The following is a 15,085-nucleotide window of genomic DNA, read 5'->3' as shown; positions in this document are numbered from 1 at the left end:
GGGGGATTCCCTTTCTTGCCTGCGGATCAGGAAACCTCTTCCCATGAAGCGTTGGACTCCCCTTCTCCTCGCCGTCCTACTTTCTGCGACAGTTCACGGCCAAGACGTGGCTCAGGTTAACGCGTTACCCTCTTCGGCGACGGAGCGTTCGATCGACGATCAGATGGGCACGCGCGATCTGATCGAGCGGCTGTGGAACACGACGATCACGATCGAGGCGGTTGATACACCGTTGGACGAATTCCTCCCAATGCTGGCCGAGAAGTCTGGCTGCCCGTTTCATATCGATAACCGTTCGCTCGAAAGGGTTGGCAAGAACTGTGACATGCCGATCACGATTCATCTCGAGAACGTCACCCTGGGAAGTGTGTTGCAGGTATTCACTCGGGGCATCGATCTTGAATATGTCATTCAGCCAGAGCGAATTCTCATTTGCAGTTCCGACGCCGTTTTGGGGCAGGATCACCTGGTGACCCGCTACTACCCGGTCGGCAAGTGGCTAGGAGATGAGAAGGATAACCGCCGCTTGGCCATGATTTTGGCCGCGGTGCAACTGCTTGATCCGGAGCAGTGGGAGATCCTGGGTGGGCCAGGCTCGTGCGAGATCGCCCAAGGAGGATTGGTGGTCACGCAGCCGGTCCGTTTTCACGACCGGATCGAGCGTCTGCTGAAAGCGATCGTCGCGGCCAAGGATCTTCCTAGCGAGGCTTACCCCACGCAGTCGATCTCCATCCACCCGCTGGCGAAGGAAGCGAAAGCGATTGAGCAACAACTCCGGACGGAAAGATTTACCAAGTTAGATACCAAACTCTCGTTGGAAGAACTGGCCAGTGTCCTGAGCAAACAGTTGGGAATTCAGGTTTGCATCGATAACCGAGCCCTCGAAGACATGGGATTGTCGTCTGATCTGATCGTCCCCACACAGTGGAAGAACGTGACGATCGAGACCGTTTTGAATGATCTCTCTCAGCAGTATTTGGTCTGGCAAATTCGCGGCGACTATCTCTGCATCACCACGCCGGACGAATTGGAACGTTCGCTCGAGATTCGCGTCTATCCCGTGCGCGACTTGACGTACGGAGACTCAAAAGTGAACGTTGGCGAGTTGCCGAAGTTCATTCGTTTCGATGGTTTCTTCTGTGGTTCGCGGTTGCCTGGTTCGCCAAATTACCCTGGCCAATTGGTGCTCAAGACGCCTGCCGATCGGTTGCTGGCAATGTTTACCAACGAGATTGTGCCTGATTCGTGGGAAGAGTTGGGAGGTCCTGGCAGTTCCGTGTCGAATCCGTTGGCGGATTGTCTTGTGGTTTCGCAAGAGCGGCGTGTCCATGAACAAATCGAAACACTACTGGCCGATTTGCGTCGCTCGGCGGTGACTTCGCTTGCTGACGAGTACCAAGAAGCCGCGTCTGAAGTCATCGACGTAGCGTATGCTGCTCCGCTGGGGCTCGGTGGTCAAACGCTGCTGGATAAAGACGATTTAGAGGAACTGGCCACGTTGATCGAAACGAAGTTTCTCTCCGGCGAAGAGATTGATCCCACCTCCTACGCAACCAGTGTTGGGGATCGCTTGATCGTTCGACAACGTCGCGACGTTCAGCGGGCCATCTATCGTTACTTGGCCGACCTAGGCTACCACTTCCGCGACGGCCAGCAAAACGGCGGGCACTAGAGGGGAAAGAAAATGCCGAACATTTCCGAAACCTGCGCGAGCGTTATTTCGTCTTTGCAGGGTAACGGTTACTTCCTTGGTCCCGTATGAGTGTCCACCATGCCCCATAAGTACATCTACGTCATGCTGATCGTCGGCCTCGCGATTATTGTGGCGGCGATTTTAGGTAGTCCGTTTCAAAATGGTCGGGCGATTCAACGGTTGGTGATGTGTGCCTACTTGATGGCGTCGACCGTTGGTATTGTGGTTGGCATCTTTGGCAATCGTTTCATCCGGCCTGGTGCGTTGGGGCTGGGGATCTTCGGAATGTTGTATTTTCTGTTCTTTGAGGTCTTCCAGGGAAGAAGTGGTTACCTGGGGCGTTCCTTCGGTGGCAGTGACTTCATCTCGGAGATGATGCTGAGCTACGGAATGCTAGTCATGGCAGGGATTGTGTCGCAGCTGGCTGGGATGCTGTTTGCCCCACCACCGAAAGATGGCAAGCGGAAACAACCTCCGCCACCACCACCCCGTCCGCCAGAGCCCCCCTGCCCGCTTGACTGACGGGGACTATTTGGCCACTTCATCCCTCAGCCCATCCATCTTGCTGGCCTCGGCGCCCATCGGGGCTTTTGGCCAGGGTGTCTCGCCGGGGGCCCATTGTTTCGGCTGTGTGGCTCGAACCGCTTCGACCTTGTCGATCAGCCACTGCGGCGTCTCCTTCTGTTCTTCCAGCCCATAAACGTACGGCAGCGGAGGATCCATCAGCAGCGGTTTGTCTCCCAGCGGAGGTCGCTCGGCACCGACTTCGGTGACGCGTTCACGAAGCTGCGCAACAAGCTGAGGATGTTTCAGGGCGACGTCGACTTGCTCGGCAGGGTCGGTTTTGATGTTAAATAGCATGTCCCCCATCAATTTGAAATCGCCTTGCCGAATCGTCGGCAGGCGGACGCTACCGGCGACGTCGTAGATGATTTCGTGACGCTGGCTCGGTTGCCCGTCAAATAGCATCTCGGTCATGTCGATCCCGTCGATCGGACGGGCTTGTGGCATGTTACTTCCAGCAAGCGTACGGAACGTCGGATAGAAATCGGTGACAAACATCAGGCCATCTTGGCTGCTCCCTGGCTTCACTTTGCCTGGCCAACGGATGATCGCGGGTTGGCGAACGCCCCCTTCAAAGGTTGTGTTTTTGGTGCCACGGAACGGCCTGCTCAGTTCTTCCAATACGGGGCCGTTATCGTTGGTGAAGACTAACAGGGTGTTGTCTTGGAATCCGTTGTCATCCAGGGCCTGTTCGATGCGGGCCACGGCCTTGTCCAGACTTACCAGCATCGCGTCACGTATCGCCATCGGATCGTTCACGTCTCCCGAAAACCCAGGCGGAGGATTCAAGGGGCCATGGACTGCGTTGAATGCAACGTACATGAAGAAAGGACGCTCATCATCCTTCCGCGCGGCGATCACTCGCTCGGCCTCGGCGGCGATTAGATCAGTGCTATAACCTTCTTCATTCACCGGCTGCTGATTGCGATGCCAATCGTAAACGGCAAAGCGGGCCGGGGCGTTGTGGACGATTGTCTTGGTGTAGTAGTCGATGCCCCAGGCGTAGTGCCCGTATTGATACTCGAACCCCTGCCCCATCGGCAGATGTTCTGGTAACCACTCGCCGAGATGCCACTTGCCAAGCAAGGCGGTGAAGTAACCGGAGTCCTGGAGGACTTCAGCAATCGTGATCTCTTCGGTATCGAGGGCATGGATGCGCCGGGTTGGTTCGCCCCGATCGTTATGGGCCAGCGTGAGTCCAAGTTTGGCGAGGTAGCTGGGTTTGCCGAAGTCTTCGGTTCGCCAATCGCTCCACGTGCGGAATGCGTAGCGACCCGTCAAGAAGGCAGAGCGTGTCGGGGCACACACACTGTGGGTGTAAAACTCATTGAGACGCATCCCTTCGGCGGCCAGGGCATCAATGTTAGGTGTCAGCGACTTTCTGGCTGGGTTGTTAAAGCCCGGCTGATTCCAGCCCATGTCATCGGCCAGGATGAAGACAATGTTGGGCCGACTGCCAGCGACTTCTTCCGCAAAGGCGAAAGAAGCGGGAAAAAAGGAGGCGACCAACGCGAGCAGCGTAAGCAAACGAGGCATGTTCATACAGATACCTGAGGCGGTTTGAGATCAGGGGGTGGGAGATCGTCGTGAAGAGAAGCGAAGCTCCATTCTACCCCGAATTGCAGCACGATTTAAAGAATAAGCGAAGCCACACAATTCCGGTGAATCTTCGCTACACGAACGGATAGATGTTGCAGTTATTCAATTGGCAGTGCCGTTTCATTTCAAAGACGACCTGTTCGTCCACCACCAGGCAGTGATTCTCTGCCAGGCCGATCTCGTCGAGGCCTGCTTGCCCGGTGACTTTGAGCCACCAAAGTTGTGGAAGCGGTTGAAACGGCTGAAGCTTGCGTGGTGGCCCGAGTCGAGTTTGCCGCAGGGAATCGAATTGAAACCCACCCTTGGCGAACTTCTCGATAACGCGACGGAGATTCTCGGTGACGAGGAAGCAGGGATACGCTTCCAAGAGATCATCACCACGCCAGGCTTCCATGTCGAATTCAATGTGGAGCGAAGAGACCTCAGGCGGGTGAACCGATTGATTCACAACCTTGCGTGGCCCCAAGGGACCAGCAAATTCAGGCTCCAAGACACAAAACATCATTGATTAGCTTTCAAGGTGCATGGTACCTCGTTTCGGATGGCATGCACCTTCTTACGCATGTCATTCCCCTCGGAGTGGGCGATCTTGCGGCAATCCCTGATAAAAGTAATTCGTAACAGCGGCGTATTCTGAGAAAAAGCAGTCGAACTCAGCATTGATAGCAGTGCACACTTCCCGCGCGATGCGTGCTCACTTCTTTGCCGTCGTCAGAACGCGGTATGAAAGATGACTTTTCTAAGTCGTGAACTCTTCTTTACTTTCGCGTGAGTGGTCAAGAGTTAACCACCCGCATGGCATAGATCTTGCGATTGAGGTTTCAGCAACACCTCTGCAGGGTTGTCGCGACTTTTTCGCGGTGGCCTGAACGTATGAAATGGAACTCCGTTCAGGGAAAAAGATGAAGCGTTTAAGTTTGACGGCTTGGATCTTAATTGGTTTAACACTTGGAATTGCTGTAGGAATCTTTGTTGGTGAACGTGCCCAGGTGCTTGATCCGCTGGGCACCGGTTTCATTCGCCTGCTGCAAATGGCGGTCTTGCCTTACTTTATTGTCAGTCTTCCGCTTGGATTCGGTCGACTCAGTTTTGAAGAAGCCAAGTTACTCGGAGTGCGTTTGGCCGCGTTCTCTGCGCTGCTATGGCTGCTGGCGATCGCACTTGTTGTCATGCTGCCGATTACTTTTCCAGTGATCGCCTCGGCAAATTTCTTTAGTGCGACGATGGTTGAATCCAGCCAGCCGGTTAACTTTGTCGAACTCTACATCCCAGCGAACCCGTTTCGAAGTTTGTCCGACGCAATCATCCCAGGCGTGGTTGTCTTTGGGATTGCCTTAGGCATCGCGCTGATCGGTGTGCCGAAGAAGCAGCAGCTACTCAATATTCTGGATAGTCTGGCTGATGCCCTCGGGCGGATTACAGGCTTCGTCGTGAAGCTAACCCCGATCGGTGTTTTCGCCTTGGCGGCCAGCGCTGCGGGGACGATGACGCTGGAGGATTTAAGCCGATTGCAGGTTTATCTGATTGCCTACACGGTAGGGGCAACGCTGCTTACGTTCTGGCTTGTGCCAATGTTGGTGGCCTCGCTTACGCCATTCAGTTATCGCGATATTTTGCGAGCGACCCGCGATCCGCTTGTCACTGGTTTCACGACCGGAAACTTGTTGGTTGTGCTGGCCATGTTGGCGGAAAACTGCAAACATCTGTTTCAAGAGCAGGAAGAACTGAGTCGCGGTCGTGCCGAATCGGTTGTCGATGTTTGCTTACCGATCGCGTTCACGTTCCCCAACATGGGCGTGGTGTTGTTACTGTTATTTATCCCGTTTGCTGGTTGGTTTACCGGCAACCCGGTCGAGATGTCGCAGTACCCGAAGCTATGTTTACTCGGCTTCTTCAGCTTCTTTGGCAGTGTCGAGATCGGGCTACCGTTCGTGCTGCAACAGCTGCGGATTCCGACCGATATGTTTCAATTACATGTGGTAACGCTCGTTTACATCGGACGTCTGGCGACAATGCTCGCCGTGATGCACTTAGCTGGCGTGGCGCTGCTGACGGCTGCCGGAAATGCTGGCTGGTTGAAGTTCCGGCCGAAACGGATTTCGGCATTCGCCGGCCTGACCGTCGCGCTGCTGGTTGTGGCGGTTGGTGGGACGCGATTTGTCTTAGAAACGACCGTCGACCGAGCTTACTCCAAGGACGAGATGATCGCCGGGATGCAATCGATTCAGTACGAACTGAAAGGAAGCGTCAGCCGCGAGATCCCTGAGCCGATGTCGGAACCTGAAGAGGGATCGGTACTGAACCAGATTCGCGAGCGTGGCGTTCTACGCGTCGGCTACGATCCAGGCGGCATGCCATTCAGCTTCTTCAACAAGAAGGACGAACTGGTCGGATTAGATATTGAAATGACCCAAGCCTTGGCTGATGAATTAGGGGTCACCGTCGAATACAGTCCTTATCAAAAGGGTGAAATGGCGGCGGGGCTCAAGGGCAATCGCCGTTACGACATGCTGGTCGGTGGACTGTTTGCCACGCCAAGTCGCGTGGAATCGATGTTGTTCAGCCAAGGCTATCTCGACTTGAACCTATCGTTTGTGGTGCCAGATTATCGCAAGCATCAGTTCGATTCGTTCGCCAGTTTGCGGCAAATGGAACGTCCGCGGATTGCGGTTTTAGAGCGTCCCTACTTTGGAACCTGGATTCAAAATACAGCCCCTGCGGCTGAGATTGTGCTGGTTGACTCTCCCAAGGAATTCTTTGACCAGCCAGATAGCTACGACGCCCTGGTGATGAGTGCTGAAGCAGGCAGTGCGTGGACACTGTTGCATCCAAGTTACAGCGTGGTTGTGCCTCAGGATGCTCGCCTGCAAGTGAGCATTGGTTACCCGATGCCGATTGAAGCCAAGCGACTCGAGAACGTGGTAAGTCACTGGATTGATCTCAAGCAGAAGGATGGAACAATCGATTCGCTGTACGCCCACTGGATTGAAGGGAAATCAGCGGAAAACTCGCAGCCGAGATGGAACGTGATGACCAACGTCTTAGGCTGGGGGAAACCGATTACTCAGCCAGAGGCAGTAGCGCGAAAGCCACTGCCACGCGTGCCGTAGTCGTTATGACGCCAGCGATTAGTTGGGAATCAGCGTTGAGATCCGGCCGACAAAGCCGCCGCTCGCCGGCATGGTGATCGGTACCACTTGGTCGGGGGCAACCATCTGCTCTCGCTTCTCAAGAGACGTGGGATCGCCACTTTCATCATCGAAGTACCAAGTTGCCTTGCCGGGCGAATTGCCCAGGAAACTCATCGATAGATCGAGCTGGCAAGGTTGATCGGCCGTCATCCCGCCGACATACCACTCGGTGCCGAGCCGCCGTGCGATGATCAGGCACTTGCCAAAATCAGCATGTAGCACCCGTGTTTCATCCCAATTGGCAGGAACATCAACCAGGAAATCGAGTCCTGGTTGATCGCGATACGCATTGGGGTAATCGACCAGCATCGACAGATGGTTTTGATAGACAACGTACATCGCTAGTTGGTGACCGCGCGTTCCTTGCACTGGCGGCGCGACGTCGCGCGGTTTGAATTCGCTCGGCAACTCATTGCGCATGCCCCCTTGATGATAGTCGAGCGGCCCAGCCAACATGCGGATGAACGCGGCATCGAGATTATGTTTCGGGGGCGTACCAATTTCCGACCATTTGTTGTATTCCTGATTCAAAACCCCTTCGTAACTCAACACGTTGGGCCAGGTTCGCTCCATACCGGTCGGCTTATAGGCACCATGCCACGTGACGGTCAAATGATGACGGGCGGCCTTCTCGGCGACCTCGTGATACCACTGCACCATCTCTTGATCATCGCGATCCATGAAATCGATCATGATGCCTTCGATGCCCCACTTTTCGTAAGTGGCAAGCGCTTCGTCGAGTTGCGGTTTCAGCGCTTTCCAATGAACCCACAATCGGAGACGGACTCCTTTCTCTTTCGCGTATCTTAAAACCTCGGGCAAATCGATCGGATCGGCCGCAGTTGTCACATCGGTCGGACCGTTGGGAGCAATTGGCCCGCCGTACCAGGCAATGTCGAGCCCATCGAGTGAATGGTAAGGAATGCCCTGCTGAGCACAGAAGTCGATGTAATGCTTGGTGGTTGCTGTGTTCACGCCTGGTTTAAAGTCGACGTCTCCGAGGACAAAGTGATTCCACCATGGGAACGTTGATTTGCCAGGCTTGATCCAAGATGGATCTTTGATTTTCGCGGGCTCGTTCAGGTGAAAGACAAGATCTGATTCGATCAGGCGGCCAGGATCCTCGGCGATCATGAGAACACGCCAAGGCGACGCAAACGGCGCCTCGCCCATCACCTTCGCACCGTCTGTGCGACCAGGAAGGGGTGAGAGTGCCGTCGCGAACGTGCCAGGCTTCTCGTTCACAGGAGTGAGGTACATCCCGGCGTAGTTCGTCAGGTCGGCCTCGGTTACGGCCAACCAAATCGGCGTCTCCTCCTGGGCAGGCTCCATTAGCATGGGCAAGCCAATCAACGATTCCGGGCTGATCTCGGCGAGTGGTTGCGATTGATAGTACTTCTCGTAGGGCGTGGTGAAACTGTTCAGCGGAAGATAATGCGCGGGCGTGTCTTCAGCGAAGGTTAATGTCGTCAGTTCGTCGGTGAGAACGAACTTCTTTAGATTTGGCTGTTGTGGAATGACGTAGCGAAATGCGATGCCATCGTCGAACGCGCGGAGCTGGAGATCGAGGCGCCGCTCTGGCTTGGCTGTTTCTTGGAGTGAGATCGTGAGTTGATTGTGTCGATCGTGGGCCAACGATGTCTTGCCGACAGGGATTGTGTACGTAATGTCCCGGCTGTCACGTGTTACTTGTTTGTACTGCAAGCCACTTTGCAGCGGCGGGGCATCTGCGAATTTCAAACCTAACGTACCGTCAACAAGATTTTGGCGATCTCGCTTTACCACAAACGTTGGTTGGCCTTTCTCGTCGAGTTGAAAGACAAACTGTAGATGGCCATCAGGAGATTCGATGAGCTGCGGACCGACAGTATCTTCGGCGGAGGAAATGTTCGGTAATAAAAGCAATGCAACGAGTAGGATGCAATGTCGAGCCGTGATCATCGGAATACCTGGGGCAAAAAATCGGTTGGGGTACCTGCCAATTCTATAAGACGAGGCGTCCGGTTTCACTTACATGCCGTTCGTTTCCCAAGGAATCGAATTCTGCGCATAAGAAAGGCCGCCAGTCGGTGGGACTCGCGGCCTTTCGATTGTTGCTGAACGCTGGTTGACTAAGAGAACCAGGTTCGTTCGACGAAGGTCGTATCGATCTTGCCTTCCGCGAAGGCCGAATGGTTGAGGACCTTCTTGTGGAAGTTGGCCGTTGTGGTAATCCCGTCGGTACGAATCTCGTCGAGGGCTCGCAGCATACAGCGAATGGCTTCCGGGCGGGAAGCGCGGTGTACGAGCAACTTGCCGATCATCGAGTCGTAGTGCGGAGGCACCGTGTAGCCGCTGTAGACATGCGAATCGAACCGCACGCCGGGACCGCCTGGGACGATCAACTGGTTGATCTTCCCAGGGCACGGCATGAAGTTGCGATCGGCGTCTTCCGCGTTGATGCGGCATTCGATCGCCGCCCCTTGCAGCTTGATATCTTCCTGCTTCCAAGGAAGCGGTTCGCCCGAAGCGACGCGGATTTGTGCTTGGATCAAGTCGATACCGGTTACCATTTCGGTCACGCAGTGTTCGACCTGAATACGAGCGTTCACTTCGATGAAGTAGAAGTTCTCGTCCTTATCGACGATGAACTCAACCGTACCAGCGTTCTGGTATTCGGCCGCTTGAATCATCCGCACCGCCGCCGAGCAGATCGCTTCGCGTGTTTCAGGCGAAAGGTTCGGAGCCGGGCTCTCTTCAATCAGCTTCTGGTGACGACGTTGCGTACTGCATTCACGCTCGAACAAGTGCACCGCGTTGCCGTGATGGTCGGCGATGACCTGCACTTCAACGTGGCGAGGATGCTCTACGTACTTTTCGATGTACACGCCTGCGTTACCGAACGCCGCAGCCGCTTCGGTTTGAGCCTGGTTGAGGGCGTTCTTGAGCACCAGGTCGTTCGCTGCAACACGCATCCCGCGACCACCACCACCGGCGGTTGCTTTGATCAGAACGGGAAAGCCGATCTCGTGCGCGATCTTCAGCGCTTCGTCTTCGTCTTCGATCAAACCGCCACTACCAGGCACCACGGGCACGTTGGCTTCGCGAGCCATCGAGCGAGCGGTGTTCTTATCGCCCAGCTTGGCCATCGCTTCCGGCGTGGGACCGATGAAGTCGATGTTGCAACTGCGGCAAATGTCGTTGAACTCAGCGTTCTCAGCAAGGAACCCGTAACCGGGATGAATCGCTTCGACGTTGCCGACTTCGGCCGCGCTGATGACGCGGTCGATTTTTAAATAGCTTTGCGCGCTTTTAGCGGGACCTACGCAGTAGGCTTCGTCCGCCAGTTTCAAATAGGCAGCGTCTCGGTCGGCTTCGCTGAAGATAGCGACCGTTTCGATGCCTAGTTCTTTACAAGCACGGATAATACGGAGAGCAATCTCGCCACGATTGGCGATCAGAATTCGATTGTACATGCGTCGGTGTCAGGTCCCCTTCCCTGTGGAAAGGTGAAGTGAGGAGTTGCTTAACCTTGCGGATCGACCATGAACATCGGCTGGCCATATTCGACCGGCTCTTCGTTCTTGACCAAAATTTTGACAACCTTGCCAGAGATTTCCGCCTTGATGTCGTTGAAAACCTTCATCGCTTCGATGATGCAGACGACCGTATCTTCCGAGACGTGATCGCCGACGCGAACAAACGGATCGGATTCGGGTTTCGGTCGCAAGTAGAACGTTCCGACCATCGGGCTTTTGATGGCCACCAAGTGGGAATCGGACGCGGCAGTTGCTTCGCCACCACCGGAGGCTGCCGGGGCTGCGGCCGGAGCGGGTGCTGCGGCTTGCGGCATGGGGGCAACCGGCATCGGAGCTGGTGCGGCATAAATTGGGGCTTGGCTGCCACGTTTCAGCGAGATCTTCTGATCCCCTTCACGTAGGTCCACTTCACTCAAGTCGTGCTGCTTCATCAGCTCGACAAGGGCACGCACCGTATCAACGTTAAAAACATTGCTGGGCGTCGATTTCGAGTCAGACATTCATGCGCTCCCACGGATTGTCCGCTAGAGGATTATGGTCGAATTATGTTTATGGCAAAGCTTTACAGCGTAAGGGATAACGGTAGGTTTCGTCCAGATGGGATAAGGAACTCGCAATTTGACAGACTTGCCTAGTTTAAGTGAGAATTGTCCTCGCTATTTCAGGATAATCGGGACGTAACAAACCAGGGGCTCCCAGCGAAAATGGATCCGCAATGAGCGATTTCAGGGGGCTACGCTATCAGAGCTGCAAGGATCTTGGCAGATCGTTCGTTACGGAGAGAACGGTAAGAAGGGCCCCTTCTTTCAAGCTTGGTATAGCAAGCGATGGTTCCGCATCGAAGGGACGCATTATGAGAAATTCGATGGACTTCAGACCGTTGAAAAAGGGCTGCTCGATGTCACTACTGGCGATGAGTGTTCGTTCTACGACGAGCTGATCCAGTTCGGCCCGCATCACGGTCGCCATCATCGGGGAATCGTCCGCTTCGTAGGCACCAAAATTGAGCATCTTCAGGCCCCAATTCATCACCCGCGGCCCGACCAATTTGTCTACAAGAAAGGTTGTCACTGGGCGTACTCACTGTGGCGACGGGCTTAGCTAAGTGGAATCGTTCGGGTGCCAAATTATAAGTTTGCTTTCGATTGGCTCGCCCCCTATAACGGAGGGACTAGCAGGCACCGCATATCAACGAATCTTGGAGAATCGGTTATGGTCAGGAACCAAATCGCAGTCGTAACCGGCTGCCTGCTTCTGGGACTACTCTTCACTATCCATGCCCACGCGGAAGAGATCGACGCGAAAGAAGCGATCAAGCGGATGTTTGAAACACGCGATCGGCTGGTAAGCGGGCGGTGTTCGATTGACGGGTTCTCACCAGATCGCGAGCGTACGAGTCGACTTTCGACGCCCGTTTCTGAGGATCGATTAGAGCTCGTGTTTGATGATCGACTTCCGGGATATTTCCTCGAAGAAGGCCTCGATTCTGCCTTCCTCGAAACTTCCGAGCATCAATACAGTGCGCGGGCCGGTCGTAGCGTGGTTGTGGTAGATCCGACCGATCTGAATATCCCAGAGCGAGGCATTATTCCGTTTCATGTCCAGTCGCTTGGCTTTTACCCGGAGCCAACGCATCGATTGCAACAATGGATGTCGAGCCACGCCGCGTTGAAAGAGGCATTTGCGAATGCAGAGATATTAGAGTCGGAGAAAGAAGACACGCAGTGGCGAATCAAAGTTCTGCTGCCGCGGCAAGAGGGAGCCCATTATGCTGTTCCAATGCAACTGTGGCTCGATCCTACGCGGGACTATGTGACGACTAGGATTGAACAACTCGGTGCCGATCAGAAGAGGTTAGTGGCCCGATCGGAAATGTTGTGGGCGAGAATTAATGATGTCTGGGTGATGACACACTTTCGAGAATTCGGACGCCGTAGCGATGTACCCGCGATTAGCTGGAAACTTGCCTGGACGGAAGTCAACGAAGTGATTCCGGAGAGCGAGTTTGATCTAGGAAACCTCCCCAACCCAGGCCGATCGGCACCGATGCAAGCCGGATATAAAAGATATAGCGTTTCAGATTCATTGCGGATGATTCACTGGGATTCACCGCGGACAATTCAGAGCAACGCCCCTAAACCCGAAGGCGATCCCGATTGGAGCAGCTTGCCGCCGGTTGAGTAGGAAACACCCGTGTGTCTGATTCCTATTAGCTAAATATTTCGATCTTCGCTTTGTCTGAGATAATCGATTAGATCAGGCTTTGTGGTGACCACAATGTCAACATCTCCGGACGCTGCATAGCAAACAACATCTAAGCGTTCCATATCACGCCAGAATATCGCTTGCATTTGACCAAGAGTATCGAGATCCACTGACTCCCACGTATTGTCGCGTTTTGCAATCACTTCGTCGGGGCTGACAAGTGTAAATTCCCCGTTGCTCAGAAATGGTTCAGAGAAATCAAGTGACGATGGCAAATGCCCGACGAGATACCATTCGTCGAATTGACTAGTCGGAATCTTGAGATTGGGGCTCAGTGGTGGACTCACCATTACGCCATCGTGCTCGACCCACCCAAGAGCTGAGTCTTCCCTTTTGGGCAAGATGTGACCGAAATCGAAAGCAGTAATACAGAGTCGGCTGCCGGGGTGAAATTGTATCAATAAGCGGCTAATACCGTAGACATGCTGTTCCCGAACGATCCACGACCATTTCTTATGGGTTCCAGTGCTGTAATCACCATTCGATGCCATACCAAATTCGATCAACTTAATCAGTCTTTGCCTATGAATCCATTCGCCTTAAAGCGTGACCTGGGCTTCTTCAAACGACTTGGGCACGCTGGTCATGACTTCGTGCCCATCTTTGGTGACCAGGATGTCATCTTCGATTCGTACGCCGCCGAAGCCGGGAAGGTAAATGCCTGGCTCAACGGTGACGATCATGCCCGCTTCTAGTGGGCGATCGACGTTCGAGCCGAGGCGTGGGGCTTCGTGGATATCAAGACCGATGCCGTGTCCCAGGCCGTGGCCGAAGTTTTTGCCCCAGCCTGCTTTGGCGATCACGCTGCGGGCGGCGTGGTCGACGTCTTTCATGATCGCCCCTGGCTTGATCATGTCGATCGCAGCGAGCTGTGCTTTCAAGCAGACGTCGTACATCTTCTTCATCTTCGCGGGGGCCTTGCCGGTGAACAGCACGCGAGTGAGATCGCTCTTGTAAAACTTGTAGTCGGCACCCCAGTCGATCAGTACGAAGTTATCTTCCTCGATCTTCGACATGCCTGGCGTGACGTGTGGCAACGCGGCTCGCGGACCAACGCCGACCAGCGTGGGGAAGCTGGGACCGCGTCCCCCATTGCGTTGGATTTCGTAAGCGATAGTCGCTTCGATCTCTTTTTCGGTTTGATCGCCACGTAGGCCAGCTTTCACAACGGCGAATGCTTTTTCGGCCAAGGCGATCGCGTCGCGAGTGAGCGCAATCTCTTGCTTGTCTTTGATCTCGCGAAGCTGCTCGATAAAGCCATCGACAGGCTGGACTTTTACCTTGTCGAGTTTCGAGCACAGCTTATGAAATAGTTCGACGGTCATCGACGGGCTCTCAATCCCCAGTGTTTGGATCTTGGCCTTGGTGATCGCCTTGTGAACGGTAGTTAAGATCGGTACGCCTGGCTGGCGGATTTCAAGCGGTAATCCGGGGCATTCGGTTTCCAACTGTTCGCTGTAACGAGGATCGCTGAACAAGATTTCGTTCTTAGGAGTGACCAGCAGGTAACTGTCATCTCCCGTGAAACCGGTGAGGTAAGTGACGTTCTTGAAGTTGGTCACCAGCAACGCCTCCGCGCCACTTTGCTTGAGCAAACGACGAAGCTTCGTGATTCGCGGGTTCGATTTGCTGCTGGACTTTGCCATGACGTTACCAATGCTTGTTGAGTGTTCGGACCAAATTTCAGCGGTATGGATGTCCAATTCTCGGGAAAAGCCCGGCTTCTGCAAGTCGATGGGGGCCGTCCGGCTGTTTCGAAACAAAAACGGCCAGATCTAGCAAATCTGCTTAGCCTGGCCGTTGATCTTGATTGGATAGGAAGCGAAGCGACTTACTTCTTCGTTTCCAAATCGAAGTTGATGGTGTTCTCACCACCGTTGACGGTGCCGCGAAGTTCGGTCTCTTCCAACTTAGCGTAGTTGGGGCCCAGCTTGAATTTGGGAATTTCCAAGTTCGGGTCTTCGGTGAAAACGCGGATGGCAACCTTGTATTCCCCGGTTGGGATTTGATCGTTGCCACGTCCGACAATCAGTTGGTACTTGCCACCGTTGGCCGTGTAACCCATCGAGGAACCACCGCCAGCAACGGGAACAAATTCGAGTTCGAGGCCGTTCACCGGGGCACCGTTAACGGTGACGGTACCTTCAACCGAACCTGTGGCCGCTCCGCCGCAACCGGTAAGCAGCAACAGCCCGAGGCTCAAACAGCCGAACAAGGCGAGGTTGGATATCGTGTTAGGTAGGAAAGCGCGCATG

Annotated in this window: 13 protein-coding genes; 4 read left to right on the top strand and 9 right to left on the bottom strand. The window is 54.4% G+C overall.

Going from position 1 to position 15,085, the window contains the following annotated elements; genetic code table 11:
• Nucleotides 1-43 precede the first annotated feature (43 nt).
• The gene (locus C5Y83_RS13025; RefSeq protein WP_105330168.1) at nucleotides 44-1,672 is read left to right on the top strand and encodes a hypothetical protein; all 1,629 of its coding nucleotides are present in this window, start codon (nucleotides 44-46) and stop codon (nucleotides 1,670-1,672) included.
• Between the two features lie 99 nt (nucleotides 1,673-1,771).
• Nucleotides 1,772-2,215, top strand: a complete 444-nt coding sequence (locus tag C5Y83_RS13020; protein ID WP_105330167.1) for a hypothetical protein — start codon at nucleotides 1,772-1,774, stop codon at nucleotides 2,213-2,215.
• A 6-nt stretch (nucleotides 2,216-2,221) separates the two neighbouring features.
• Here the strand turns inward: C5Y83_RS13020 and C5Y83_RS13015 are convergent, their stop codons facing one another.
• Nucleotides 2,222-3,793 carry an arylsulfatase B gene (locus tag C5Y83_RS13015; RefSeq protein WP_158262346.1) on the bottom strand — a complete coding sequence of 524 codons (1,572 nt, stop codon included), beginning with the start codon at nucleotides 3,791-3,793 and terminating at the stop codon, nucleotides 2,222-2,224.
• 136 nt (nucleotides 3,794-3,929) lie between these two features.
• Nucleotides 3,930-4,361 (bottom strand): hypothetical protein, encoded by a 432-nt coding sequence (locus C5Y83_RS13010; protein ID WP_105330165.1) that lies wholly within the window; start codon nucleotides 4,359-4,361, stop codon nucleotides 3,930-3,932.
• Between the two features lie 397 nt (nucleotides 4,362-4,758).
• Between C5Y83_RS13010 and C5Y83_RS13005 the strand changes: the two genes are divergently transcribed.
• Nucleotides 4,759-6,966 (top strand): cation:dicarboxylate symporter family transporter, encoded by a 2,208-nt coding sequence (locus C5Y83_RS13005; protein ID WP_158262345.1) that lies wholly within the window; start codon nucleotides 4,759-4,761, stop codon nucleotides 6,964-6,966.
• Between the two features lie 18 nt (nucleotides 6,967-6,984).
• On the opposite strand, the gene C5Y83_RS13000 is transcribed toward C5Y83_RS13005, so the two are convergent.
• The 4 genes from C5Y83_RS13000 to C5Y83_RS12985 all read right to left on the bottom strand — a co-directional run bounded on the left by C5Y83_RS13000 (nucleotide 6,985) and on the right by C5Y83_RS12985 (nucleotide 11,636).
• Entirely contained in the window at nucleotides 6,985-8,988 is a 2,004-nt protein-coding gene (locus C5Y83_RS13000) for a glycoside hydrolase family 97 protein (RefSeq protein WP_105330163.1), read from the bottom strand.
• Nucleotides 8,989-9,158: 170 nt separating this feature from the next.
• Nucleotides 9,159-10,502: an acetyl-CoA carboxylase biotin carboxylase subunit gene (gene accC / locus C5Y83_RS12995; protein WP_105330162.1), complete on the bottom strand. Its 1,344-nt coding sequence runs from the start codon at nucleotides 10,500-10,502 to the stop codon at nucleotides 9,159-9,161.
• Between the two features lie 50 nt (nucleotides 10,503-10,552).
• Nucleotides 10,553-11,065 (bottom strand): acetyl-CoA carboxylase biotin carboxyl carrier protein, encoded by a 513-nt coding sequence (accB, locus tag C5Y83_RS12990; RefSeq protein ID WP_105330161.1) that lies wholly within the window; start codon nucleotides 11,063-11,065, stop codon nucleotides 10,553-10,555.
• A gap of 241 nt (nucleotides 11,066-11,306) precedes the next feature.
• On the bottom strand, nucleotides 11,307-11,636 hold the full coding sequence (locus C5Y83_RS12985; RefSeq protein ID WP_105330160.1) for a hypothetical protein: 330 nt from the start codon (nucleotides 11,634-11,636) through the stop codon (nucleotides 11,307-11,309).
• Between the two features lie 141 nt (nucleotides 11,637-11,777).
• On the opposite strand from C5Y83_RS12985, the gene C5Y83_RS12980 reads away from it, so the two are divergent.
• The gene (locus tag C5Y83_RS12980; protein WP_105330159.1) at nucleotides 11,778-12,749 is read left to right on the top strand and encodes a hypothetical protein; all 972 of its coding nucleotides are present in this window, start codon (nucleotides 11,778-11,780) and stop codon (nucleotides 12,747-12,749) included.
• Between the two features lie 29 nt (nucleotides 12,750-12,778).
• Here C5Y83_RS12980 and C5Y83_RS12975 read toward each other — a convergent pair whose 3' ends face one another.
• The 3 genes from C5Y83_RS12975 to C5Y83_RS12965 form a co-directional block, all read right to left on the bottom strand.
• On the bottom strand, nucleotides 12,779-13,336 hold the full coding sequence (locus tag C5Y83_RS12975) for a hypothetical protein (protein ID WP_146117764.1): 558 nt from the start codon (nucleotides 13,334-13,336) through the stop codon (nucleotides 12,779-12,781).
• 33 nt (nucleotides 13,337-13,369) lie between these two features.
• A complete protein-coding gene (locus tag C5Y83_RS12970) occupies nucleotides 13,370-14,476 on the bottom strand; it encodes a M24 family metallopeptidase (protein WP_105330779.1) in 1,107 nt (368 codons plus the stop codon).
• Between the two features lie 185 nt (nucleotides 14,477-14,661).
• On the bottom strand, nucleotides 14,662-15,084 hold the full coding sequence (locus C5Y83_RS12965) for a hypothetical protein (RefSeq protein ID WP_146117763.1): 423 nt from the start codon (nucleotides 15,082-15,084) through the stop codon (nucleotides 14,662-14,664).
• Nucleotide 15,085 lies beyond the last annotated feature (1 nt).

The organism is Blastopirellula marina (assembly GCF_002967765.1).
Classification (GTDB): Bacteria; Planctomycetota; Planctomycetia; order Pirellulales; family Pirellulaceae; genus Bremerella; species Bremerella marina_A.
The sequence above is the reverse complement of the archived record's forward strand: the minus strand, read 5'-3'. Positions and strand labels throughout refer to the sequence as shown.

Bases quoted from the DNA above. Each gene is read 5' to 3' on its own strand.
- C5Y83_RS13025 (WP_105330168.1), top strand. From the start codon at position 44: ATGAAGCGTTGGACTCCCCTTCTCCTCGCCGTCCTACTTTCTGCGACA.
- C5Y83_RS13020 (WP_105330167.1), top strand. From the start codon at position 1,772: ATGCCCCATAAGTACATCTACGTCATGCTGATCGTCGGCCTCGCGATT.
- C5Y83_RS13015 (WP_158262346.1), bottom strand. From the start codon at position 3,793: ATGCCTCGTTTGCTTACGCTGCTCGCGTTGGTCGCCTCCTTTTTTCCC.
- C5Y83_RS13010 (WP_105330165.1), bottom strand. From the start codon at position 4,361: ATGATGTTTTGTGTCTTGGAGCCTGAATTTGCTGGTCCCTTGGGGCCA.
- C5Y83_RS13005 (WP_158262345.1), top strand. From the start codon at position 4,759: ATGAAGCGTTTAAGTTTGACGGCTTGGATCTTAATTGGTTTAACACTT.
- C5Y83_RS13000 (WP_105330163.1), bottom strand. From the start codon at position 8,988: ATGATCACGGCTCGACATTGCATCCTACTCGTTGCATTGCTTTTATTA.
- accC (WP_105330162.1), bottom strand. From the start codon at position 10,502: ATGTACAATCGAATTCTGATCGCCAATCGTGGCGAGATTGCTCTCCGT.
- accB (WP_105330161.1), bottom strand. From the start codon at position 11,065: ATGTCTGACTCGAAATCGACGCCCAGCAATGTTTTTAACGTTGATACG.
- C5Y83_RS12980 (WP_105330159.1), top strand. From the start codon at position 11,778: ATGGTCAGGAACCAAATCGCAGTCGTAACCGGCTGCCTGCTTCTGGGA.
- C5Y83_RS12970 (WP_105330779.1), bottom strand. From the start codon at position 14,476: ATGGCAAAGTCCAGCAGCAAATCGAACCCGCGAATCACGAAGCTTCGT.
- C5Y83_RS12965 (WP_146117763.1), bottom strand. From the start codon at position 15,084: ATGCGCGCTTTCCTACCTAACACGATATCCAACCTCGCCTTGTTCGGC.